The organism is Chitinophaga cymbidii (genome assembly GCF_007992715.1).
Classification (GTDB): Bacteria; Bacteroidota; Bacteroidia; order Chitinophagales; family Chitinophagaceae; genus Chitinophaga; species Chitinophaga cymbidii.
Genome location: NZ_BKAU01000005.1, coordinates 1 through 24,810, shown reverse-complemented (window position 1 = coordinate 24,810; position 24,810 = coordinate 1). Strand labels below are relative to the sequence as shown.

Genomic DNA, 24,810 nt, shown 5'->3' with positions numbered 1-24,810 from the left:
CCGGAACGAATGAACATGCAGAATATAATATTTGATTTGTACTTTTTGATAAATCGTCCGGCAAAAAAAAGCTACATTTGAACGACCACGTCATGATCAATTTCAATAAATATCTGCCCATCACGCCGACGGAAATGAAGTGGGGTTTTTATCTCACTACTACCGGCTATTCGAAGATCGCGCCCAGAACGAGCTATCCCGATACGTCCGTTCATCCGGAAAGCCATTACTTCACCTGGAACAAAGGCCGCATCCTGGACGGTTATTATCTCGTATTCATCAGTAAGGGAGAAGGCGTGTTCGAATCGTCGCGCACACAACCGGCCACGGTACGGGAAGGCACCTGCTTTTTCCTTTTCCCCGGCGTATGGCACCGGTACAAGCCCGATCCGAAATCGGGGTGGGAAGAATACTGGGTAGGATTTAAAGGGAGTTACCCGGACGAGCTGATGAGCGGGCATTTTTTCACGCCGGAAAAGCCCTTCGTCAATGCCGGGCACAACGAAGAGCTGCAGCAGCTGTTCCACCTGCTGCTCAGCACAGTAAAAGCCGCCGGCACAGGATACCACCAGATCGTGGCCGGCATCACCATGCAGATACTCGGGCTCGTGAACGCCATTTCCACACTGGAAGATTTCGGGCAGGACGATACGTCCCTGCTCATCAACAAAGCCCGCTTCCTCATGCGCGAATCGATCGAGCAACCCAGAAAAATGACCGATGTGGCAAAGGAGCTGCCGATGGGTTATTCAAAATTCAGGAAAGCCTTCAAAAGCATCACAGGCATGTCCCCCACACAATATTACCTGCACATCCGCCTGAAAAAAGCAAAGGAGCTGTTAAGCTCCACTACTTTGAATATCGACCAGGTGGCGCAGCAAACGGGGTTTGACGACCTGTTCTATTTCTCCAAGCTGTTCAAGAAGAAGAACGGCGTAACGCCATCCTCCTTCAGAACGGGAAAAGGGTAAGCGCTTCGATTGTATTTTTTGATACTAGCTTTTGCCTTTTACCAGCACCATCTGCCCGATGTGGTACGCCATGTGATTCGTTCTGTTCAGCAGCACGCTGAGCTTGTTGCGGGAGGGCTCTTTCGCAAAGTCCTCATCCGTCATCGCCGTATGCCGGCTCATCCAGTCGGCTGGCGAGAGGGCGGCAAAGTTCGCCGTCAATATGCTTTTGGCTTTCCGCCAGTCTTCCCGCAGGGAGGCTGCATCGGGCATGGGGAGGCCGGACCTGTCGGGGTTCTTCACAAAAGCATCATCAAGATGTTCAAATGAACGTTCTCCCTGGCCAAACAACGATGTCATGCTGTCATTCACCGCGATCAGGTGGCCCATTAAATAAATAAGGCGGTTCTTTCCCGGCGCAATTTCCTGCTGCAAGCCTTCATCGCTGATCGTGTCAAAAAAGGCATCCGCTCTTTTAAGCTGGATGTTCCAGGACTTCAGGGCGGCTTGTACGAATATTTCTGCTGGTTCCATTTATTTTGATTTAATCTGATAAAAAGCTTTGTTTCAACATGCTGATGATCCTGCTACCAATTCACGATTCATGATTCATGAATCATGAATCATGAATCGTGAACACTATATATTCGGCAACAAATACAACACCATCACCACCGCCCCTATCAATATAAACAACGTCAACAGAATGATCAGCCGGGAAGACGGATAGAACACATCATCATTCAAATCCCGCTCGATCTTCTTGTACCGGATAAACGAAAGCAGCGATATCACGCCGCCCAGCGATACCAGGAATACGCCGATGATCCCGGAATACCCGTGATTCGGCAAGGCAATCACCTTGTCCGTGAACGCATACGTCAGCTGCCGGATGAACAAAGAGAATTTCACCACTACAAATCCGAACGCCATGATGGCGATGGCCGTTCTGATCCATGCCAGGAACGTCCGTTCATTCGCGAGGTGGTCGGTGGCCTTTCCGCCTGATGTTTTATTGGTGTCCATGATTTAATTTTTGGGCTTCGGCTGATGATGCATCAGCGTTTCTATTTCCTGCCGCAGCGTTTCCGGCTGTTGCAGTTCCATGTAAACAAATTTTTCTCCGGGGATGAGGGTATTGCTGCCGTCCGCTTCTATCCGCATGTTCAGCTTCCGGGAAGTGAACCAGGGTTGCAGCCCTTTGATGGCGGCCAGTACCGCGGTCTGGTCCCAGCTCATGCGGCCGGTGGTATTTTTATCTTTCGCCAGCGCGACCGCATAGGCATCTTTCACGGGACTGTTGCGGATGGATGTTTTATGAATAAGGGGGATGCCGGTATGGATCTTTTCGCCGACCTCGAAGGGGTTCAGCAGGAAGGGCGTATCCCATTCCGCGAAGACCTGCTGTGCGGATGGCGCGTCTACGTACACATTGTACTCACGGCCGGTGGTTTTGCCATCGGGCAGGCTGGCGGCCATGGATACCAGCTGCTTCACTTTCTTCCGCACCAGGTCTTTCCCGTTCAACGTGCTGTGCCGGTCCGGCGGCGAGGCCAGCAGGTCTGCGAGGTTTGTGAAAAAGCCGATGGAAATGATCGTTACGGAATGATCGGGTTGTTGCGACAGGATGCGGCGGTACAGTGACACGGCTTCTTCGGCTTCAGCATTGGATTTTAACCGATGGGGATACCTGGCGATGATCGCTTCGGCCCATTGCTGCGGGCAATTCTTGTTCGGCGCGGCTTTGCGGGTAACGCCCACCGGAATGTCCGGCCGGCCGAAATAAGTATTGAGCACGCTGATGGAGGGCACGGTGCTTTCAAATGCGTTGCAGGACATCACGGCGAGGATGTTCGCTTCTCCCCTGTCCGCAAAAGCGTGGAGCATCGCCATCGCGCCCACGTCGTCGTAATCTCCGGCGATGTCCGTGTCCAGGATCACGGGAACGGGCTTTTGTTGTGCATGCATCAACAGTAGGAATAACAATTGAAATGCCATCATTCCTGAATTTAGGCAAGATCGGCCAGAAAACAAAGGACCGGCCCTCACAGCCGGTCCTTTAAAGTGTTGCTACAGATCTGTCCGATCAGTATTCGCGGGTGCGCCCGATGTAAATGTTGCGGGCATTCAGGTAAGTGTCAGCGGTCGGGCCGGGGCTGCCGCTGGAGCCTTCCATCTGCATATTGATGATCACGTACATCGGCTTGCCGACGAAGTTGCCGGTATGCACGCCTTTCCATTGACCATCGATATAATAATGAATATCTACGTTCGTTGCGCTGACCTTCGTGATCCATACGCGGTAGGTATGCCAGCTGCCGGCGTTGGAAACGGTTGTCAGCGTGCTGGACACGTCGGAGGAGGTGCGGAAAGTATTCTGCCAGTTGACATTGCTTCCCTTGAACTCCATGATGTCGCTTTCCGGCGGCCAGCTGTTCACACCGGTGAGCCAGAACGCGGGCCAGGAGCCGGTTACCGTCGGCACCTGGAAGTCGCATTTCAGTTCCCAGTTCGGGAACTGATCGTTGATCAGCACATGTTCCTTTGCGTGTATCGCGCCGGAATGATAGCGGATCGGCAGCCAGGGGTCGTGCGGACTGCTGCCTTCGTCCCAGCTGATGCGCGTGGCCTTGATGGTGAGCACATTGCTGTTGAGATAGATGTGATTGTGATCGGTGCTGCTGCCGTACATGCGGGCGGAGCCGTTATGATCGGAGCCCCAGGGGTACAGGTAGTTCCATGCTGCTTCAAACGCGGTGTAGCTCGCGAAAGTGGACTGGTCCAGCACCGTTTCCCAGGTAGAGGCGGCGAGCGCTTTTTCGCGGGACAGCTTTACGAGGTCTTCACTGTTCTCTGTCTTGTTCTTCTGGCAGGATAGCATTGCCAGGCTGGCGATGGCCAGCAGGGTTCTGTTGATGGATTTCATAATGTGGATTTAGGTAAACAAATGGTACAAACATGATATGATCAGAAATCTGTAGCCAGGGTTGCATTCCTTCCTTCATCAAACCAGGCGAGCTTCCAGTAGTCCATCCACGCGATAAACGGCAAATCGCCGCGCCATTGCACCGGCAGCCAGTGATAGCGGCTGTCTTTCAGGTTCGCGGGGTTCCACTGGTCGCCCATGTAAATAAATGCGTCTTTCTTTCCCGGTACCGGAAATACGTAAGTAGACTGACCGCCGAAGGTGAGATCGGCATTTGTTCCTTCCATCGGGTTGCCGGCGGGCTTCCAGGGGCCGTAGGGAGAACTGGCCGTGTGCAGCATCGCCTTGTTGGGCGCCCATCCGGTGCAGCCGCTTGTGATCAGGTAATACGTGTTCTTCCGCCGGAAGATCGCCGGTGCTTCGCGATGGTTCGCAAACAGCAGGCTGTCCGCCGTTGTGGGGCGCAGGTAGTCGTCTGTCAGCCTTGCGATGCGCAGGTCGTAGTTTTCATTTGCCGCGTACATATGATAGGCTTTACCGTCGTCATCCACGAACAGGGTCATGTCTCTCGACATATGCCCGTTCGGCCGGAAGCTGCCGGTATAGCGGTATGGGCCGGTGATGCGGTCGCTAACGGCTACGCCCGCACGTGCGGCGCTGTACCCTTTGCCCTTCAGTTCCAGATGGAACCACATCACATACTTTTTCGTTTTCTTGTTGTAGATGACCTTGGGGCGCTCCATCAGGCATCCTCTTGTGATGTCACTGTCCGGATCTTCGGAAGGGGCGAGTGCGATACCTTCGGCGGTCCAGTTACGGAGGTCCGGCGATGAATACACCGATACGCCCTGCGATGCCCTTCTGCCGCGGTATTCCCCGAACCAGTAGTACCTGCCTTCCGCATATATCAAATTCCCGCCGTGCGCGTTGATCGTATCGCCGGCATTGTCATACCAGACCGCGCCGGTGGAAAAATGAGCGGCGGAGATGCCGTCTACCCCAATATTTATCTCATCCGCCACCAGCGGCTGACCGAAAATGTCCTTCTCCGGCATGTTCACCGGTACGCCTTTACCGATGGCAGGCGAGCCGGGGCGCAGGCGCAGCGCATCCAGTGCGGAGAAACCGTGCTGCCCGGAGGCCGGTGTTTTCCTGAATAACGGATCAGCATACACGCCGTTCCTGTCTTCCGGGCGGTGAAGATGCCGGCCGGCATACAGGTTACCGTTGTAAAAATTCCGCTTGCTTTTTGCCATCACATAGTCCACATCAGCGGCGGCATAAAAGATATTGTTCGCAAAAAAGGTGCTGTCCGAATACCCATGCCAGGTGCCCATTTCAATAATGGTGCTGTCCATCCCTTTCCTGTCTGGCACTACGATCACGTTGTTGTAGATCTGTGTGTTCACAACGGGACCGGTCACATGGATCACGGGCGAGAAGCCGGCATGTTTCCCGGTAGTGCGGAAGCCATCGTTGATGCTTACATTATAACGGATGATCGTGCCGCGGTTGCCTACGCTGTATTGCCTGCCGGCGCTGCCGTCGTCACATACCAGCAGGAAGCCGCCTTCGTTATCATGACTGTAGTTGTATTGAATGATGGTGTTGTTGCAGTTCCAGTCGGAATCGAATCCCTGCCCGTCCCAGGGCGCCTTGTGGTCGCTCACTTCATTGTACTGAATGAGGGTATTGTCGCAGCTCCATGGCCATATGCCCGCGGCGGATTCGCCGTCTGGCAGCAGGCGGGGGCAATCGCGCATAACGTTGTATTCAATGAGCGCGCTGTCGCAGCCGATGGGCACGATGCCGTCTCCGGGCACGCCTTCGATCAGGTTGGCGCGGATCACTACACGTTTGCTGGGAAACCAGCGCTGCCTTGACCAGTTGCCGTTGAGGAGAATGCCGTTGCGTGCTGTTCTGCGTACCGTGCAGCTATCGATCTGCAAACCGTCGAAATTCGACAGCACTTTGTTGCCGCCGTTACTGCAAATAATGCCCGCGCCGCCGCCTTCTTTTTTCACGAGACTGCCGTTCACATCATGAATGTCCAGCGCGCGCAGGGTGATGGAATATACGGTGCCGTGGTCTTTGGATTCCACCAGCACGCCGGTGCGGCCGGGCTTTCGTTCGGCTCCGTAATTGGAAATATCCAGGTCCCTCACCAGCCAGTAAGAAACATTATGCAGGTGAAGCGTGGCGGTTGTTAAGCCATTCCCCTGCAAGCGGGGCTTGGGACCTTCGCCATAGCTGTCTATCGTGATCAGCTGCGTGCTGCTGCCATTGCCCTGCGGCTTCAGCTGTCCTTCGAATATCCTGCCCGCGCGGAAGCGTATCCTGTCTCCCGGCTGAAAAACATGGCGGTTCACCCTGTCCAGGCTTTGCCATGCCTGCTCCGGCGATAAGCCGCTGTTGCTGTCCTTTCCGTTGATCGCATCGATATAATAAATGCCGTTGGCAACAGCACCGATAGCGCAAACCAGTAAACAGCCCAACACAAAAAGTCGTTTCATCTGTTAATGTTTATCTTTTATGGTCAGATGGAACCTCGCGGTTTCATAAGATCATGTATTGCGATTGAATAATTACCATCCGGTCGTTTGCTCAAGGCCTGGTGATTTTATTTTCTCCGCCTGCGGGATGGGGTACCGGTGCATGTGCGGCAGGAATACCCTCGATTCCAGCACGAATGGCGCGTAGGTGAAGGTGCCATCCTGCTGCCGCGTGATGTCTACCCCGCGAACAGGCGCATTGAACAGCTGCGTTCCCAGCTCCCAGCGGCGTACGTCCCAGAAGCGGTGCTCTTCAAAAGCCAGCTCCACCCTTCTTTCATTGCGCAGTTTCGTTCTGAAGGCGTCCTGCTGCCAATCGCCGGGCACCAGCTGGGGCATGTTCACGGAAGCTCTTTTCCGCACTTCGTTGATAGCGCCGGTGGCGGTGAGGCCGTAGCCTTCGGGGTCCTGGTCCGGGCCGTAGGCTTCATTCATGGCTTCCGCGTAGTTGAGGTATATTTCAGCAAGACGGAAGAGAATGAATGTATGCACGCTGGTACGGTTTTGCAGGAGGTCGAGGTTTTCGTCCACATATTTTTTCAGGTAATAGCCCGTCCTGGTGGCGCGGTCCACTCCCCTGCCGTCCCTTCCGCCGGTCCATGCTTCCACGGGGCGGCCTTTCCAGCTGGTGTTGTTCAGTATAACGGTCATGCCCAAACGAGGATCGCGGTTATCGTACGGCGCGGCGGCGTGGGCGGTATTGTTCCAGGAAAAGGCGCTGCCATCCAGCATTTCGTAGGCGTCTACGAGGTCCTGCGTGGGCGTGGTACCGCTTTGCCCGCCGTCGTACCCGATCGGGTAGTTGGCGCGCTCGAAATCGTTGGTAGCGGCGTAACGGTGCGCGAAGATGATCTCCTTGCTGGTGAAGGAGCGGAACAGGTTGCGGTAGTCGCCTTCCAGCTGATAGTTCTGCAAGGCCAGCACATCATGCGCGGCGGAAGCGGCTTTCTCCCAGCGTTCGGCCAGCTGGCCGGGGTTGTTCAGCGGGCTGGCCCAGTACAGCAGAGCGCGGCTTTTCAATGCCAGCGCGGCGCCTTTCGTAGCACGGCCAAGGTCAGCCGTGGGAGCGTTGGGCGGCAGGTGCAGCGCGGCAGAATCGCATTCATCAGAAATGAACTGGATGCAGGCGTCAAATTCCGTTCTGGCCATGTCCAGGTCTTCGTTGATGCTGAGGGTTCTGGTGATGAGGGGTACGCCGCCGTATCTTTTCACCAGCTCGAAATAAAAATATGCCCGGAGAAAGCGGGCTTCATAGCGCCAGCGTTCAAGATCAGCCAGCATGTTGGCATAGGTCTGCTGCGCCGTGGCATCCGGGTTGAGCTTGTAATTGTCCAGGTTCACGTTCCCGGATTGTTCCAGGAACTTGTTGGTCCTGCGAATGGCGGTGTAAGCGCGGTTCCAGTTATCGTCCGGGTTGGCGTAAGGGCTCCAGCTGCCGGTATTGTAGCGCTGAATGTCGTTGCCTTCCGTGGTAAACTCCGCATCATCCGTTGCGGCGTCCAGCATGGCGCCGTTAAACCGGCCAAAACCATCCGGCAGGTAAGCGTAGGTGCCGATCAGGTAGTCACGTGTTCTGGCGTAGGACGAGAACACCTCATCTTCCGTCAGTTCCGTGCTGATCTGCCGGTCCAGGAAATCCTTCCTGCAGGATGTGAACAGGCCCGCCACTAGGCTGGTTAAAAGAAATATTTTGATATAGTTCATCTGTACTAAATGTTTTTTTAATTGCCAGATGTAACCTCGCTGTTCAACCCCCTGGTTGCTATGATGTATTATGCTCGGTTTCATGATCATTTTTTTTGGATGTTACAGTTGCAGCTTCAAACCGATGTTCACGGATTTCATCACCGGATAACCTACCAGCACTTCAGGATCGGCCAGCTTCACTTCGTCGATCGTAAAGAGGTTGACAGCGTTCACATAAAAACGTGTCTGCTGCAATCCAGCGCGGCGTGTAAGGGAAGCGGGAATGGTATATCCAAGCTCCACATTGCGCAGGCGGATGAAGCTGCCGTTGCGTTGCCAGAAATCGGAAGCCCGGTAGTTGTTGTCATTCGCCGTGCTGGTCAAACGCGGATAGGTAGCAGTAGCGGCGGTTTCCGGCGTCCAGCGGCCAAGTGCGATCGGCGCGGCTTTCGCATCGTTCACAAAAGCCCACACCAGCGGCCCCTGCAGCATCACGCTGCGGTTGGTCACGCCCTGGAAGAATGCTTCGAGGTCAAATCCCCTGAACTGCACGCCCGCATGCAGGCCGAAAGTCCATTCCGGCAGTGCGGGCTTCCCGATCGGCACTTCATCATAGATATCGATGATGTTGTCGCCGTTCTGATCCTTGTACCGGATATCTCCCGGCTTCACCGGCGCGAAGGTCTGCCGGGGGCTGGCGGCTATTTCCGCTTCATCTTTGAAAAATCCGATGGCCTGCAAACCAAAAGGCTGGTTGATGCGCTGGCCTGTTCTGTTGAGGTAATCATAAGGTTGCTTCGCTTCCGCCATGTACAGGATGCGGTTGCGGGCGTATGCCGCGGAGGCGTTGACAAAAAATCCCAGGGAAGAAACAGCTTCCTTGCGGTAGCCCGCCTGTACTTCAAAGCCGCGGTTGTTCACGCTGCCTACGTTCTCCGCGGGCAGCCCCACCCCGAGATATCCCGGAATGGATGATGTGCGTTCGGCCAGGATGTCCGTTCTCTTTTCGCTGAATACGTCCAGCATAAAGCTCACGCGGTCTTTCCACAACGATGCGTCTATGCCTGCATTGACTTTCCTCGCTTTTTCCCAGGTGATGCCGGGATTGCCAAGGCTGCCTTCGTCCATGCCGCCGGAATAGTGGTTGTCCGTTCCAAAATAATAGCCATTGCCGCCGCTGTAGTATTGCTGGTACGGGAACCTTCTGCCGCCCACCTGGTCGTTGCCGGTGAGGCCGTAAGATGCACGCAGCTTCAGGAAGCTGATCCAGCCGGCGGACTGCAAAAATTCCTCGCGGGACAGTATCCAGCCGGCGGATATGGCCGGAAAGAAACCGAAGCGCTTGCCTTTCGGGAAGTTCTCGGAGCCGTTGTATCCGAAGGTCAGTTCGGCGAGATACTTTTGATCGTAGCTGTAGGAAAAGCGGCCGCCAATGCCCTGGTGCGCATAGGGCACGTTATTGCCGGAAATGGTGTACACGTCCTGCTGGTATTGCAGCAGGGCATTCACCGCATGCAGACCGAAAGAACGGTCGTAGGTAACATGGAACAACGCATTGGTGCGGCGCCACTGGCTGTTTTGCCCGTCGTTTACGGTGGCGGTGGTGTTCTCACCGAATTTGTTGTAGATCGTATCTCCACCCGTGCCGCGCAGCAGCTGGAATACAGCGAAGTCCTTCGTTTTATCGTCGTTACCGCGGAACCAGTTGTTGAAGGAAACAGCGCCGGAGATAGCAAGCCCTTCGGTCACCTGGTCCAGCGAGTAATGCAGGCGCATGGTGGCTTGCAGGTTACGGTCGTGCGTTGTGGCCACACCTTTGCCCAGCACCAGCCCTACGGGGTTGTTGCGGTAGATGGACGTGCCGCCGTAGCTTCCGTCCGGGTTATGAACAGGAAAAGCATTCGGCGGTATCAGCATCATATTGCCCCAGATGTCGCCCGCACTGGCGCCGGGATAAGAGCGGTCTTCCACCCTTCCCGCCAGATCGAGCGAAGCACTCAAACGGCGCGTAACATTGATGTCTACATTGGAACGGAAATTATACCGCAGGAAGTTTGCGTTGGAGTTGTCTTCTTTCTTGCGGTCCGTATTTTTATAGAGGCCGGTGTTCTGCAATACGTTCAGCAGCACAAAGAAGCGCGCGTTGTTGTTGCCGCCGCTGATGTTGAGATTGTAATTCGATAACGGCGCTGATTTGCGCAGCACTTCATCGTACCAGTTCACGTCCGGGTGAAAATACGGATCATTGCCGCTGCGGTAGGCGTCCAGGTCGGCTTGTGTGAAACGGGCCGGCTGCCCGTCGTTCAGCCGGGCTTCGTTATACAGACTTGCGTAATCATAAGAAGATAAAAATTCCGGCAGCTTCGTGGGGCTTTGCCAGCCCGTCTGTGCACTGAAGGATATTCTCGGTTTACCGGTAGTACCGCGTTTGGTGGTGATGAGCAGTACGCCGTTCGCCCCGCGGATGCCGTACAAGGCGGTGGCGGCGGCATCTTTCAGCACCGTGATCGTTTCTATTTCGTCTGCCGTCAGCTGGTCAAACGGACTTTCAAATCCGTCCACAAAAGTCAGTATACCGGCATTCTGATAAGAGCCTGCGCCGCGAATGGCGAGACCCGGCGCATCATATCCCGGTTCACCGTTTCCCTGCATGACTGTCAGTCCCGGCAGGCGGCCGTACAATGCGTTGCTGAGCGTAGGCGCGGAAGATTTGCGCAGCTCTTCTCCGCTGACGTGGGCCTGCGCGCCGGTCACTTTCCACGCGGGCTGCATGCCGTAAGCCACCGGCACCATCCTCACGGAATCGGGCAGTGAGTCGCGCCGGGCCTGTGCGTGGGCGGCCACTGAAAAAAGTGTGCTCATGGCCGTTAGTATGTAAATGGATATATATCTGGTGTTCATATTGATCTGTTTTGAGAGTTACCATCCCGGGTTCTGTACGAGATATTGCTTGTATACTTCGTTGTTGGGGAATGGATAGAGGTACATCTTGTCGTCCCACACCCGGCTTTCGAATACCACCTGATCGAAATGAAAATCGGTGCTGCCGTCGATGGGCTTCAGCCGGAGGCCGTACATATCACCTTTCATCACGCCTTCGTCGCCGGCGGTTTTCCAGCGGCGTACATCCCAGAAGCGGTGTTCTTCAAACGCCAGCTCCACGGCGCGTTCATTGCGGATGGCGGTGCGCAGGGCATCCTGGTCCAGGCCGGACAAGATGGGCATACCGGAACGTCCGCGTATTTCGTTGATGGCGTCGTAAACTTCCTGCACAGGGCCTTTGGCTTCATTCAGGGCTTCGGCATAGTTCAGGTAAAACTCCGCCAGCCGGAATACGGGCCAGTTGAGCGTGGTGCCGTAAGACGACCAGTTCACGGCCTGCGGGAGGAACTTGCGCATCCATTGTCCGCCGCCACGGTCGCCGCCATGCGGTGCGGGCTTACCGTCCGGCTTGATAAATATTTGCAGGTTGCCGGTCTCGTTGTTCCATTTCGCGCCGTTATAGCCGATGGATTGTTTAAAACGTGGGTCCAGCTCCGCATACAACTGGTTGATGTTATCGCCGGATGCCGGCCAGGTTTGCGGGCCACCTGTGCGTTTTTCATATAGTTTGACAAAATTCAGCGGCACGGAAATACCGTACCATCCGCCGTAAACACCGGGCGGCATGGTGAAGTTGAAGTAGTCGCTGTAGATGCCCCACCATCCGTTCGATTTGTTCGCCAGGATGATCTCCGCATTGTCAGGCTCCGACCAGGCATATTCATAATTATTCTCCACGCCCTGGTCTGTAATCAGCCGGCTGTTGCCTGCTTCGGCCCAGTCCAGCACTGCCTTCGCGGCATCCGCCGCTTTCTGCCAGCGCGTATCATCCACTTCGCCCATGCAGAGCATCTGCACCAGGTCGCCGCTGGCTTCCTTATATGGCTGGCCGGTATTGAACAAGGGGCTGGCGGCGTACAACAGCACTCTCGATTTCAGGGCCAGCGCCGCGCCTTTGTGGATGCGGCCGCGCAGGAATCCCGTCTGGTTCGGCGCGAGCGCCGGCAATGCGGCGTCGCAATCGCTCACTATAAAATTGATGCAATCTTCCAGCGCGTTCCTCGGCACTTTCAGCTCGTCGCTGTTCAGCATTCTCCTGTCTATGATGGGAACACCGCCGTAGCGCTTCACCAGCTCGAAGTACTGCAACGCGCGCAGGAACTGCGCTTCGGCCTTCAGCTGTGATTTGTAAGCATCTTCCGCATCGGGCACGTCATCGATACGTTCCATGAAAATATTCGTGCGGCGGATGGCTACGTAATGCGCGTTGAAATCGTCTTCCGGGTTATCGTTCGCATTCCATTGCCCTTCATTGAAGCGGTTGGCGCCGGGCCAGCTGTCTGCAATGTCGCCTTCATCCGAGGCCGCTGCGAGCATGCCGGCTACAATGCCGCCGCTGCTGTTTGCGCTCCATCCTGTCGGGAAGCCTGACGGGATGCAGGCGGCGTAGGTGCTCCACAAAAAAGTTTCGGCATTACGGATGCGGGAAAACACCGTGTCTTCCGTAATGTCCACTGACGGCGGTTTCTCCAGGAAATCCTTTTTGCAGGAAAACGTAGTGAGATACAGTGCGCCGGATATGATACAGTATGTGATCTTTCGCATAACCAGTTTTTTAGAATTGCAGGTTCAGCCCCGCGTTAAATACTTTCTGCTGCGGATAGAATTGTCCGCGCCCCGCCGGAGCTTCCGGGTCGTAGGTTTTCAGGGATGACCAGGTGAGCAGGTTCATACCGTTGGCATATAGCCGGAGGCTGCTGACCTTGATCCTGTCCAGGAAGCCTTTGCGGAAGGTGTAGCCGATCTCGGCGTTCTTCAAACGCAGGTAGCTCGCGTCTTTCAGCCAGTAGCTGGAATACTGGTAGTTATGTCCCGCGGGACTGGGCGAAAGGCGGGGGAAGCTGATCTCCTCTCCTGCGGCGTACCGTTCTTCATTCCATCTTTCGAGATGGATCTTCATGGCGTTGCGCCAGTCGGTATCAAAAGGCCAGGCGGCCATTTCGCTGAGGTATACGGATGCTTTGTCCGCGCCCTGGAACAACACGGAGAAATCGAATCCGCCGTAGTTGCCGCCGAAGGAGAAGCCGTAGATGACCTGCGGGAATTGTGAATAGCCCATCGGCATACGGTCGTCATCGTTGATGATGCCGTCCCCGTTCACATCGCGGTAGCGGACATCGCCGGGCTGCAGGCCGTCGCGGCCGCCGGTGCCGGCTGCGTAGGAGGATTGCGGGCGTTTCGGATCGTTGATCTCGTCCCATGTATTGTACAGCCCTTCCGCGATCAGGCCGATGTACTGGCCAACGGGGTTGCCGGTTTCATTCTGGTAAGCGTAGGTCTTCGGCGCTTCGTCCTTGAACAGCACCTTGTTGCGCGCGAGCGAATAGTTCGCTTTCACCCAATAGTTCAGCTTACCTACATTGTCATTATATCCTGCTTCAATTTCAAATCCTTTATTGCTGACGCGGCCGAGGTTGTAAGCGGGCAGGCTGCTTACGCCCACGATGCCCGGCACGGCGCCGCGCTGCGCGAGGATGTTATTTCTTTTCTCCTCGAAATAATCGCCCGTGAAAGAAAAGCGGTCGTTAAACAGTTTCAGTTCAAGGCCGGCGTTCATCTTCACGGCACGTTCCCAGGTAACATCGGGATTACCGAGCTGGCCTTCGTAAGAACCGCCGTACCACTGGTAAGACGAGCCCACTTCACCGAAGTTATACCCGCCGCTGTAGCCATAAGTGGAGGGCAGGTACAGGAAACGGGCGCCGCCGTTGAAGATGTCGGATATTTTATCGTTGCCCACTTCGCCGTAAGAGCCCCTGATCTTCAGGAAAGTCACCCAGTCGTTCTTCGGAAAGAAGGCTTCTTCAGACGCCACCCATCCCGCGGAATATGCCGGGAACCAGCCGAAGCGTTTGCCTTCGGGGAAGTTCTCCGATCCGTTGTAGCCCATGTTGAATTCGAGCAGGTAGCGGCTTTTGTAATTGTAGGTCACGCGGCCAACGAGGCCCTGGTAGGCGTTCGGCACTTTGTACGTGAGGCCGGGCGCATAGGCTTTGCTCTGGTTGTACAGGAGCAGGCCGCCGACGTTATGGGGACCGAAAGCGCGGGTATAATCGAGCGCCAGTTCGGTGTATATTTTCCTGTTCTTGCCGTAGGATTCGCTGAAGCCGAGCGTGGTTTCCTCGCCCTGGGGAACGTAGAGAACGTTATCCGCATTCGCGGGATCTTTCACCGCCAGCCAGGTGACGTTGTTCTTGGAGCGGGATACGGAATGCTGGTACCAGCTGTCGTATGCAACGGTGCCGCGGGCGGAGAGGCCCGGCGTGATGAAGTCCAGTTTGTGGCCGAGGATCACGGAGGCATTCACATTGCTTTTGAATATCTGCTGGAATCCCGCGTTCAGCATCGTCATCAGCGGGTTGGTGCCGTTCACGGCCTTGTCCAGCGTCACCATTTTGCCGTCTACGATACCGGGGCTACTGAAGGGATTGGCTTTCAGCACGTCGAAGAAGATGTCCGCGGCGGAGCGGGCGGGATAGTTCTGATCTTCCACCTGTCCCGCCAGGTTCACCTTCACGGTGAACATCTTCGTCACGTCAAAATCAAAGTTGGAGCGGAAATTATAACGTTTGTATTTGGGATTGGCGCTGAACTCGGGATTGTAATCCGCATAGCGGTAGGCGCCGTTCTGATCGAAGTAACCGCCGGAGATGAAGTACCGCGCGAGTTCCGTGCCGCCGCTGATGTTCAGGTTGTGCTGCGACTGCGTGGAATAAGGCCGCAGCATCATATCGAACCAGTCGATGCTCGGGTGGAAGACGGGATCTTCGCCGGACTGGAATTTATCAAGATCATCCTGCGTGAAGTAAGGCTGCTGCCCGGCATTCACCAGCGCTTCGTTCTTGAGGGTGGCGTATTCGTAGCTGTTCAGCATTTCCGGCAGTTGCGTAGGTTTTTGCGCCGCGATGCTGGAAGTGAAGCTGAGCTGCGGTTTGCCGATCTTGCCTCTGCGGGTGGTGATGAGGATCACGCCGTTTGCGCCGCGCACGCCGAAGACGGCGGTGGAGGATGCGTCTTTGAGGATGTTGATGGTTTCTATTTCGTTGGGATCGATCTGGTTGATGTTGGAGCGTTCCACGCCGTCTACCATGATGAGGGGATCAGATCCTTTACCGGCGTCCAGGGTGCCGATGCCGCGTATTTTCAGGGAGGAGCCGTCCTGCCCCGGTTCACCGCTGCGCTGTACGGCTACCAGTCCCGGCAGGCGGCCTACCAGCATGTTGCTGATGTTGGCGGCGGGTGACTGGAGCAGTTCCTTGGTGCCGATGGAGGATACGGCGCCGGTGACGGTCATTTTCTTTTGTACGCCGTAGCCTACTACCAGCACTTCACCCAGACTTTTCTGGTCGGGCTGCAGCTGCACGTTGATCACTGTTTTCCCGTCGATGGGGATTTTGCGGGTCTGGTAGCCGATGCAGGAGAATACGAGCACGCGGCCGCTTTCGGGAACGTCTATGCGGTAGTTGCCGTTCTCGTCCGCCGAGGTGGAACGCATGGTGCCTTCCACAACTACGGTGGTGCCGATGAGGGGGCCGCCGGTTTCGTCGGTCACTTTACCGGTGATGATGCCGGCCGGCGGAATGGCTGCCGCAAGCACCGGAAAAAATGCAAAGAGGGATAAAATCGCTGCAAGGCTGACCCTTAAAAAGGAACGGGCATAGTAGCATTTCTTCATAACGTTGTTTAAGTTTCAATGATAAAAGTTTGATGCCGCCGGGTGGAACTGTCCGGCCGGACGTTTTGGTTGAACAGGGGTAAAATTCGTATGAATACGGTTAAATGAGGGGGGAGAGATTCTGATATTTAGGGGGTAAATCGGGAAATCAGGACTGATTCTGTGGCGCTTTGTCGAATTTCCGGCGGTACTTCAGGATATATTTGGAGGGCGTCATTTCGAAGAGCTTGGTGAACTGCTCCCGGAAATATTTCACGTCGTTGAAGCCAACCCTGAAAGCGGCTTCGTTTACATTGCAGCCGGTATTGATGAGCAGCTCCGCCGCCTTGCGCAACCGGATGAAGCGGATGAACTCGCTGACGGAGCGTCCGGAGATGGATTTTACCTTCTTATATAAAGAGGAGTGGCTGATGCCGATCTCCTGGGCAAAGAGGCGGATGTTGAAATCGGGGTTTTCGAGGTGTTTTTCGGTGATGGCAATGCAGCGGTTGAGGAAGTCCTTGTACTCGGCGGATATTTTCTGGTTGCCGGTGTTGCCGGTGATCTCGCTGTAGAAATACCGCTGGAGGATGTTCCGGCTCCGGATGATGTTGTCGATCCGCGCCACGAACAGCTCCTTGTCGAACGGCTTGCTCATATAATCGTCCGCCCCGCCTTCGATGCCCTTCAGCTTCACTTCCGAGGAAGAGCTGGCGGTGAGGAGCACCACGGGGATGTGGCCCAGGGCGGGGTCTTGTTTTATTTTCTGGCAAAGCTCAATGCCGCTGAGGCCGTCCATCAATACGTCGCTGACGATAATATCCGGCAGGTGCCGGGCCGCCAGCGCCAATCCTTCGTTCCCGTCCTTTGCTTCATAAATGGTAAAGGTGGGGCGGAAGATATTCCTTATATAATGGCGCATCTGTTCATTATCATCCACGATCAGCATGGAAGGTTGCGCGGAGAGCAGCACTTCCAGCGTATCTTCCGCGGCGGATTCCTCCGCTTCGAGGGTGGCCTGTTCCAGCTCTTCGTCTTCCGCCAGCTCTTCCAGCAGGGTGTTGTCCGCCGGGGTTTCGTGGAAGATGGGATATTGTTCCAGGTGGGCGGCGCCCGTCAGCAGGGTAACCGTAAATTCCGTTCCTTTGCCCGGTTCGCTCCGGTAGGTGACGGTACCGCCGAGCATGGTCACGAATTTTTTCACGAGGTACAGGCCGATGCCGAACCCGTTGCGCAGGGTTTCCCGCCCGCGCACCTGGTAGAAGCACTCGAACAGCTTGTCCCCTATCTCACCGGAAATGCCGCAGCCGCTATCTTCCACCCGGATGACCACCGCCCCTTCCGCCGCTTCCAGGGAAACGGACACCATGCCGTTATCCGGCGTGTATTTGAAAGCGTTAGACAGCAGGTTGAAAAGCGCCACTTCGATCTTTTCCCGGTCACCATAAACATCCGGCAACCCTTCGGCGGCGTGGAAGCTGAAATGTATTTTCTTCAGCTCCGCCTGGTGGGAGAAACAAAGGAACACTTCGCGGCAAAGGTCGGTGATGTTCAGCTGCACGATCTTCATGGCATCTTCCTCGCGGTCCGCCTTGCGGAAAAGCAGCAGCTGGTCTACCAGGCTCAGCAGACGGCGGGCGTTGCGGTAGACGATCGTCAGGTCTTTGCTTTCGATATTTTTGCCGTCGCTATAAAGTAATTCTTTGACGGGGTTGATGATCAGCGTGAGCGGGGTGCGGAATTCATGGGAGATATTCGTGAAGAAGGTGAGCTTCTTTTCGTTCAGCTCTTTTTCTTTCTCTACCCGTAAATGCGACAGCTCCACTTCATATTGCAGGCGCGCCTGCCGGCGCTGATAGAAGCGGTAGCAGTAAAGCATCCCCGCGGCGAGCGCTAGGTAAATGCCATAAGCCCACCAGGTGCGGTACCAGGGAGGCAGTACGGTGATGTGGACCACGCGCTCCTGCGGGTTCCAGATGCCGTCCGCATTCGTGCTTTTGATGTGCAGCACGTAGCTGCCTTCTTTCAGGCGGGAGTAGTTGGCCGTGCGCAGGTGGCGCACGTAGTTCCAGTCGTTATCCCATCCTTCTAAATAATAAGCATAAGAGATCTTGTCCGGCGCGGAATATTCCAGCGCTACGTAGTCCAGGGAGAACACCGCTTTGTCGTACGGCAGCACCAGTTTTTCCGCTGGCTGCGCGGCCTCGTTCGATACCCGGAGGCCGGTTACCCGCAGGGCGGGGAACGCCGTGTATTCCGCGATGCTGTCCGGGTGAAAGATATTAAAGCCCTTGATGCCGCCAAACATCATCTCCCCCGAAGCCAGCCGCAGCGCGGCATTATAATAAAACTGGTTGCTTTGCAGGCCGTCCGACTCATAAAAGTTCTTGTTACGGCCATCCGCCGTACTGTACCGCACAATGCCGTTATAGGTGCTCATCCAGAGATTGCCTTTTTTATCCTCCTCAATATTCAGCACGGAATTATTCGGCAGGCCGTCTTTCTCCGTGATCTGCGCGAATGTTCCCGTTTTCCTGTCAAACTTCAGCAATCCGCCGCCTTCCGTGCCCACCCAGAACTGCCGGGATACATCTTCATAAATGGCGCGCACGCTGAAATTGATATCGTAGAACTGGTGGCCGGTCCCTTTTTTGTTCAGTTTGATGAGTTTCTGGTAGGTGCCGGCCCAGAGCTGCCCGCTGCGGTCTTCGGAGATGGTCAGTACGTCGCGCAGTGAGGGGTCGAATACTTCAAATTTGTCGGCCGCCGGGTTGTATCTATACAGGGTGCCGTCCATGCAGCCGCCCGCCCAGAGCGTTCCTTCGGTATCGATATACAGCTTCCAGATAAAGCGGTCTTCCCGCCAGTTGAAGCACCGGTAACGGATAAACGATTGCGTACGCCGGTCGAAGCGGTTGATCCCGCCGCCGAATGTGGCGATCCAGATATCATCCTTCCCGTCCCGCACAATGCTGGTCACGTTATTATTGCTCAGCGAGCCGGGCTGCGACGGCTGGTGTACGAATTGCCGCCAGTTATTCCGGCTTCTGTTCCAAAGCGAAATGCCACCGCCGTCCGTGCCGATCCAGATATGATCATTATCCTCACAAAAAGAAAAAGTGAAATTATGGACGAGGCTGTTGGGCGTGTTCGGGTCCTGGTTGACGGTCCTGAAGCGGGTCTTTTGCTTATCGATGATGTTGATGCCTCCGCGCAGCGTGCCGATCCATTTGCGCTGCTCCTTATCTTCATACACTGCATACACGGCATTGCTGGTCAGCGCGTGCTTGTCCGTTCCCGCTTTCATCCGGGAAGGCCGCCCTCCCTTCACCGGCAGCACAAAGATCCCGTCGCCGTCCGTGGAGATCCATAATTGTTCATCATGGTCCAGCGTAAGATCGATCACTTTGCTGCCGTGGCAGCCGGCGATGTCGTTAAAGGACTTCCAGGTGCCGGTAGCCCTTTCGTAGCGGTACACCCCTTCGTCCGTTCCGGCCCAGATGTTATCATCCCCGTCCATAGCAAGACAGTTGGCGGAGCGCAGCTCACCGTTTACGAGGATCACGCGCTGCTGCTGCTCATCGTAGCGGCACAAGCCGGTTCCCATTACAAACAACCAGCAATGCGCGCTCTTGTCGAATGCCAGGGCGGCTACCGCATAAGGCGTGAATTGTTTTCCCGACTGAAAACACACCTGCCGCATCAGCTTTGCGCCTGGCGCGCTGATCAGCAATCCCTGCCCGGCCGTTCCCGCAAATACATTCCCGTTGCGGTCTGTGCCGATGCAATACACGTCCGACAGCACCTGCCGGCGTTCCCGTGTTGCATAAGGCTGAAAGTAACCGGGGGAAAACGTTCCGGAGTGGTCGCTATACCGGCTGATGCCCCGCTTGGTGCCGATCCACATGTTGCCGAGGGAATCTTCCTCCACAACGGAGATGCGGTTGTAAACCAGTGAAGTGCTGTCGTGCAGGCGGTTGCGGAAAGTGTGAAAAGCGTATCCATCGAAACGGTTCAGCCCGTCGTAGGTGCCGAACCACATGAAGCCGTTGCGGTCGTGATGGATGCAGGTGACGGAGTTGTTGGACAATCCCTGTTCAATGCCGAGATATCCCGTGGTCTTGTGCTGGGCCATCGCCTGGCCGCAGCAACATAGCAGGAATATCATGATCACTGTTCGCATGTGTGGAATTGAACAGCCAATATAAGCTAAAATGTCATTTCTTTTTCGCCATTTCTTTGACCCTGAATTTCACGATGCGGGTGATGAGGCCGAGCGGCATTGGTTGGTCGATGGGGAATTGCACGGAGCCTTTGCCGGTTTTGTAGGCGGAGAGATCTTTTTTGAATGCCTCGCCGCCGGTGGGCGCCGGGTAGAAGCCGATGTGGTTTTTGAAGGCGGCGAAGTGCACAAGGTTGCCGTTCAGTTTGAACGTGGGGATGGCGTAGCTGATGGCTTCCGTGGCGGCTGGTGCGGCTTTTTGAATGGTGGCGCGGATTTGCTGAAGGATGGCTTGCGTTGCTTGTGGGAAGGCGGCGATGTATTCGTCGATGTTGGCGGCGATGGTGCTTTTCATGATTTTTGAGTTTGAATGTAAAGCTAAGGGGGTTAAGGGGGGACAGAGGTGGGTGAAAGGGACATTTTTGGGGTAAAAAGGGACATATCCAAGTCCCTCACTGCATGATAAACCTAGAATTTATATTAATTTTAGGTTTATAAACCTAGGATTTATATAAGTTTAAGGTTTATAATCCCTAAATTTATGCTAATTTTAGGTTTATAACAAGAAGGCTACAATGATCAAGCGAGCTATATACGATCAAATTATCGGTCAGTTATTCAATAGAAAAGCGATTATTATTACTGGCCCGAGGCAGGTAGGTAAGACAACCTTGCTTCGTACGATCATGGAACAGGCTGAAGGCAAGGCGCTTTACTTAAACTGCGACGAACCGGATATCCGGCCCATGCTTACAAATGCAAGTTCAACCTCTTTGAAGGCACTAGTAGGAAATAATACACTGGTATTAATTGACGAGGCACAGCGCGTGAAAAACATCGGTCTTACCCTGAAGCTGCTTGTGGATAATCTCAAAAAAATACAGGTTATTGCAACCGGGTCTTCCGCGCTGGAACTAGCCAATGAAATCAATGAACCTCTGACAGGCCGGAAAAGGGAGTATCATTTATACCCTTTCTCTACTTCAGAACTGGTAGCGGAAACATCTGTTTTATCTGAAGGCCGGATGCTTGAACAGCGAATGATTTATGGTTTTTATCCCGATATCGTAAATTCACCGGCGGACGCACAAGCCAACCTGCTGGAACTTGCCAACAACTACCTTTTTAAAGATGTACTTTCCCTGCAGGATATCCGCAAGCCCGCCTTACTGGAAAGATTATTAGTTGCACTGGCACTACAGGTTGGCAGTGAAATTTCTTACAACGAAATCGCGCAGACCATCGGAACAGACAATAAAACAGTAGACCGGTATGTAGAACTACTTGAAAAATGTTTTGTGGTATTCCAGGTAGGAGGATTCAGCCGTAATCTGCGTAATGAAATCAAAAAAGGTAAAAAGATCTATTTCTATGATAACGGCATCAGAAATGCGCTGATCAAGAACTTCTCTCCGCTTGAATTGCGACAGGATGTCGGCGCCTTGTGGGAAAATTTCCTGGTCAGCGAAAGGAAAAAAGCTAATCACTATACAGGCCACCATGTAAACACTTACTTCTGGCGGACCCACCAGCAACAGGAAATAGACCTGATCGAAGAAACGGGTGGAAAGCTATATGCCTGGGAATTCAAATGGAATGAAAAAAGCAAGGCCCGGATTCCTGCAGCATTTATGGAAGCCTATCCCGGTAGTATTGACGGGATTGTAAATAGAAGTAATTATATGGGGTTTGTAAATTTATAGGCGCTCACCTATCACTCCGGGGCCTTAAAATTAGGAAAAATATTTTAACTGTGTAACATCTGGCACAAATGTAGAACTTGTTTCTCATTTGAACAAGTAATATGTTCTTTTTTTGTGTAACCCATTTAACTAAATTTGCCCAATAAGGCCGTTAACCTTAATCTTTAGTGTAATATGCTCAACATAGGAGACAAAATTGCAGAACTGCGCAAACGCAAAAACTGGTCACAGGCAGACCTCGCAAAGGCCGTGGATGCCTCGCGCGATATCATTGGTAAATACGAACGCAACGAAAACAGCCCCTCTATCGAGATGGCCGTTAAAATTGCTGACACATTTGATGTAACACTGGATTACCTGATCGGCAAGGGCAAACATGCCGCCTATGATAAAGAAGTCGTTAAAAGAATTGAGGATATTCAGGCGCTCGATGCCAACACCAGGGCAACTCTCTTTAATGTTATTGATACTTATCTCCGTGATTATAAAGCACGCAAGGCATACGCTTAAAACACACAGCCCGCGCGGATCGCGCGGGCTGTGTGTTTTAATAATGTATTAAAATTTAACAGGCCAAAACATCCTTACTGGAACTTTTCGCCCTGCACAACGCCCTGCTTTCCACTTGGGCATAATAGATAATACTCGTAACGCTTCTTTGTCTACTAATGTTAACTCCGTCTCTGATTTCTTATAAATATGACCATCTATTACCCGGCCAGTAGCATCAATAATAAACACTAAGTTGATCGAACCTTGAAAATGATCCTGATTCTCTGGATATCGAAAATTATTCCTGAAAAATTCCAAAAGGCTAACCTCTCCCTTCTCAAATTCAGGCATCTTATCCACGTTAGTGTATACCCGGCGCTGCAAAATGGAATCATATTCCTGACTACAATCTTGTGCAGTACTATTAACCCTATGCTGCGCATCACAACTCCATAACATACAAAGCTGCAACAACGATATTAATATAACCTTATTCATTCTGCTTCTTTTTAACTTCTTCTCCTGGTGTATTGATCCAATAATTCAAATAACCCGAACTCCCCGGCACACCAGCACCATTATTCTGTAATTTAATTTCGTTTAGCAACATTTTAATTTGGTCTTTAGTCAAATAAGAAGGAGACTGGCCCGTGCTTTTCCATAAATCGCCAGACTTCTTCCCATCTATATTAATCATGGGGTAATTCATTATATTGAATGGAATTTTAGAATCTGTGGCAGGTGTAGTTGAATAATTATTCCCACCCTCACTAACAAGTTTCGTATCTGCACCTTGTGTCTTTTCAAAGGGATGCTCGAACCTTACTGTGTGTAAAAGCTCATGAACTGCATCATTAGCCACCATTTCAGGAGAACGTAAATTGCCTTTCTTGTCAAAAATATTTACACTTGAAGCAGAAAATGTAGTTTGCCCTCCCACTATACTTGCATCACCATAAAGGCTCAAACTCGGAACAACCACCCCTAACGCTTTTGAATCACCACCATTATATGTTACACTGCCTGACATCGTCCCATCTGAAGACAATTGCATTGTGCTGTTTAACTGGCTACTAATAGCAGATTGATACGCGGCTATTTGCTCCGGCGAAAGTTTCAGGTTCTTATCAACGCTAAAATTTACATTAACGCTTACATTAGTCGCCCCGGAACCGTCTATCTTGGAAACCCATTCCAGCCCCTCCAAATCAATCCCTGTAGTTACTTTATTCTCAGCATAAGCATAAGTACTATTATGAACATAGCTGCTTGCCAAAGGATCGACTTGCAAAAAGCGCCCTATCTGCGGATCCATTGTACGCCATTTCATCTGGTAAGTATTCCACCCTAGATCATCGTCTAGTAGCTGGCCAGTGAATTTATACTTATTCTCCAGCTTCCCCGGAGCTTTACTACTGATCCCCTGCATCGTCAACCCGAAAGGATAATAATGCGTTTCCTCCAACACAGGCCCCGGCAATCCCACCACCATCACTTCATCAAAATAAACATCCTGTGGCGTCTCGTTGCTGGTGTAAACATACAAAAATCCGCTCTTCTGCATCACCATCTTGTCCTGGCCCAGCACCTGTACTTCATCCGGTTGCGCCTGTACCTGCCTTACACCGCTGTTATCCTCCACCATTTTGAACTGGTCATCGAATAACATGAAATTCAGGTAAGCTCTCGGACGGTCCGAAGCAGGGTCCTTACCGGGGTCTTTTTCCTTCAAGCGCTGGTAGTCATTAGCAAGGAAGCCTTCATTGAATGGTGTCGTGTTGTTGTCCAGCGCCGTGGTCTTGTCTGCGGCCATGCCACCGGGACCGAAGGCCTTCACCAGTGCCGCCGCCATGTCACCCACCGGCGCCAGCTTTTGTTTCTTTTGTACCGGGGCTGTGGACTTGTAGAAAGCCTTTGCTCCGATAGCGATGGTATCGCCGGCCATTACCCGCAGCACGATCGAAGGGCCGATCTTCCGGTCCGGGTCATTGCCATTGAGTTTGGCTACGAACTCGTTCTGTGCCGTGGTCTTCTCCTGCTCGGGGTAACCTGTAGGCCGGGCGCTGCGGCTGCCTTCAATGTTGCTGAACAGCGCATTCTCTTTGGCGGCGCTCTCCGTTTCCATGCTCGCCAGGTAGAAGGAGGAGTCCGGCTGCTCGGTCAACACCAGCCGGATGTTGCCCAGGTGGTCCTTTTCAAAGTAATCGTAAAAGTACTGGATCGGCTGGCCGGTCTTGAACACCGTCCGGATACGGCCCTCCTCGTGGCTGGCAAACTGCAGGGTGTCCTGCTCGTACACCAATCCTCCCATGTAGTCCGTTGTCGTTATTTTGACCGGGTTGGCCGTGCTGTCTGTTACCCGCTTGCGAAGCTTGATGCCTGCGGCATCATAGGTGTAATCGATGATCCCTTTGCCCTTGAGCAGGATGCGCTGGGGCAGGTTCAGGTGGTTATAGGTGATGGAGGTGATCTCCTTGTTGTTATCCAGCTTCAGGTTGCCGTTGCCATCGTAGGCATAATCGG

At 53.6% G+C, this 24,810-nt stretch carries 16 protein-coding genes; 3 read left to right on the top strand and 13 right to left on the bottom strand.

Annotated features, from left to right (window positions below; genetic code table 11):
• The first annotated feature begins 77 nt into the window (after positions 1–77).
• On the top strand, positions 78–971 hold the full coding sequence (locus CCY01nite_RS19010; RefSeq protein WP_246129981.1) for a helix-turn-helix transcriptional regulator: 894 nt from the start codon (positions 78–80) through the stop codon (positions 969–971).
• A gap of 24 nt (positions 972–995) precedes the next feature.
• Here CCY01nite_RS19010 and CCY01nite_RS19005 read toward each other — a convergent pair whose 3' ends face one another.
• The 11 genes from CCY01nite_RS19005 to CCY01nite_RS18955 all read right to left on the bottom strand — a co-directional run bounded on the left by CCY01nite_RS19005 (position 996) and on the right by CCY01nite_RS18955 (position 20,447).
• Positions 996–1,484, bottom strand: coding sequence for a DinB family protein (locus tag CCY01nite_RS19005; protein WP_146865142.1), 489 nt, complete (start codon positions 1,482–1,484; stop codon positions 996–998).
• A 105-nt stretch (positions 1,485–1,589) separates the two neighbouring features.
• Positions 1,590–1,976 carry a YidH family protein gene (locus tag CCY01nite_RS19000; RefSeq protein WP_146865140.1) on the bottom strand — a complete coding sequence of 129 codons (387 nt, stop codon included), beginning with the start codon at positions 1,974–1,976 and terminating at the stop codon, positions 1,590–1,592.
• A 3-nt stretch (positions 1,977–1,979) separates the two neighbouring features.
• A complete protein-coding gene (locus CCY01nite_RS18995; RefSeq protein WP_186831144.1) occupies positions 1,980–2,918 on the bottom strand; it encodes a nucleoside hydrolase in 939 nt (312 codons plus the stop codon).
• A 118-nt stretch (positions 2,919–3,036) separates the two neighbouring features.
• Complete coding sequence (locus CCY01nite_RS18990; RefSeq protein WP_146865136.1) at positions 3,037–3,876, bottom strand: LamG domain-containing protein; 840 nt, start codon at positions 3,874–3,876, stop codon at positions 3,037–3,039.
• A gap of 41 nt (positions 3,877–3,917) precedes the next feature.
• On the bottom strand, positions 3,918–6,389 hold the full coding sequence (locus tag CCY01nite_RS18985) for a family 43 glycosylhydrolase (protein ID WP_146865134.1): 2,472 nt from the start codon (positions 6,387–6,389) through the stop codon (positions 3,918–3,920).
• 72 nt (positions 6,390–6,461) lie between these two features.
• Entirely contained in the window at positions 6,462–8,132 is a 1,671-nt protein-coding gene (locus CCY01nite_RS18980; protein ID WP_146865132.1) for a RagB/SusD family nutrient uptake outer membrane protein, read from the bottom strand.
• A gap of 102 nt (positions 8,133–8,234) precedes the next feature.
• Positions 8,235–11,015: a SusC/RagA family TonB-linked outer membrane protein gene (locus CCY01nite_RS18975; protein ID WP_146865130.1), complete on the bottom strand. Its 2,781-nt coding sequence runs from the start codon at positions 11,013–11,015 to the stop codon at positions 8,235–8,237.
• Positions 11,016–11,033: 18 nt separating this feature from the next.
• Positions 11,034–12,761, bottom strand: coding sequence for a RagB/SusD family nutrient uptake outer membrane protein (locus CCY01nite_RS18970; RefSeq protein ID WP_146865128.1), 1,728 nt, complete (start codon positions 12,759–12,761; stop codon positions 11,034–11,036).
• Positions 12,762–12,771: 10 nt separating this feature from the next.
• Positions 12,772–15,891 (bottom strand): SusC/RagA family TonB-linked outer membrane protein, encoded by a 3,120-nt coding sequence (locus CCY01nite_RS18965; protein ID WP_146865126.1) that lies wholly within the window; start codon positions 15,889–15,891, stop codon positions 12,772–12,774.
• Between the two features lie 148 nt (positions 15,892–16,039).
• Entirely contained in the window at positions 16,040–20,053 is a 4,014-nt protein-coding gene (locus CCY01nite_RS18960; protein WP_146865124.1) for a hybrid sensor histidine kinase/response regulator transcription factor, read from the bottom strand.
• Between the two features lie 34 nt (positions 20,054–20,087).
• On the bottom strand, positions 20,088–20,447 hold the full coding sequence (locus tag CCY01nite_RS18955; RefSeq protein ID WP_146865122.1) for an iron chaperone: 360 nt from the start codon (positions 20,445–20,447) through the stop codon (positions 20,088–20,090).
• 220 nt (positions 20,448–20,667) lie between these two features.
• On the opposite strand from CCY01nite_RS18955, the gene CCY01nite_RS18950 reads away from it, so the two are divergent.
• The gene (locus CCY01nite_RS18950) at positions 20,668–21,795 is read left to right on the top strand and encodes an ATP-binding protein (RefSeq protein WP_146865120.1); all 1,128 of its coding nucleotides are present in this window, start codon (positions 20,668–20,670) and stop codon (positions 21,793–21,795) included.
• A gap of 174 nt (positions 21,796–21,969) precedes the next feature.
• Positions 21,970–22,305: a helix-turn-helix domain-containing protein gene (locus tag CCY01nite_RS18945; RefSeq protein ID WP_146865118.1), complete on the top strand. Its 336-nt coding sequence runs from the start codon at positions 21,970–21,972 to the stop codon at positions 22,303–22,305.
• A 48-nt stretch (positions 22,306–22,353) separates the two neighbouring features.
• On the opposite strand, the gene CCY01nite_RS18940 is transcribed toward CCY01nite_RS18945, so the two are convergent.
• Both CCY01nite_RS18940 and CCY01nite_RS18935 read right to left on the bottom strand, forming a co-directional pair.
• Positions 22,354–22,785, bottom strand: a complete 432-nt coding sequence (locus tag CCY01nite_RS18940) for an energy transducer TonB (RefSeq protein WP_146865116.1) — start codon at positions 22,783–22,785, stop codon at positions 22,354–22,356.
• A partial coding sequence (locus CCY01nite_RS18935) for an RHS repeat-associated core domain-containing protein (RefSeq protein WP_146865113.1) occupies positions 22,778–24,810 on the bottom strand: 2,033 nt, incomplete at its 5' end. The genes CCY01nite_RS18940 and CCY01nite_RS18935, both read right to left, overlap by 8 nt.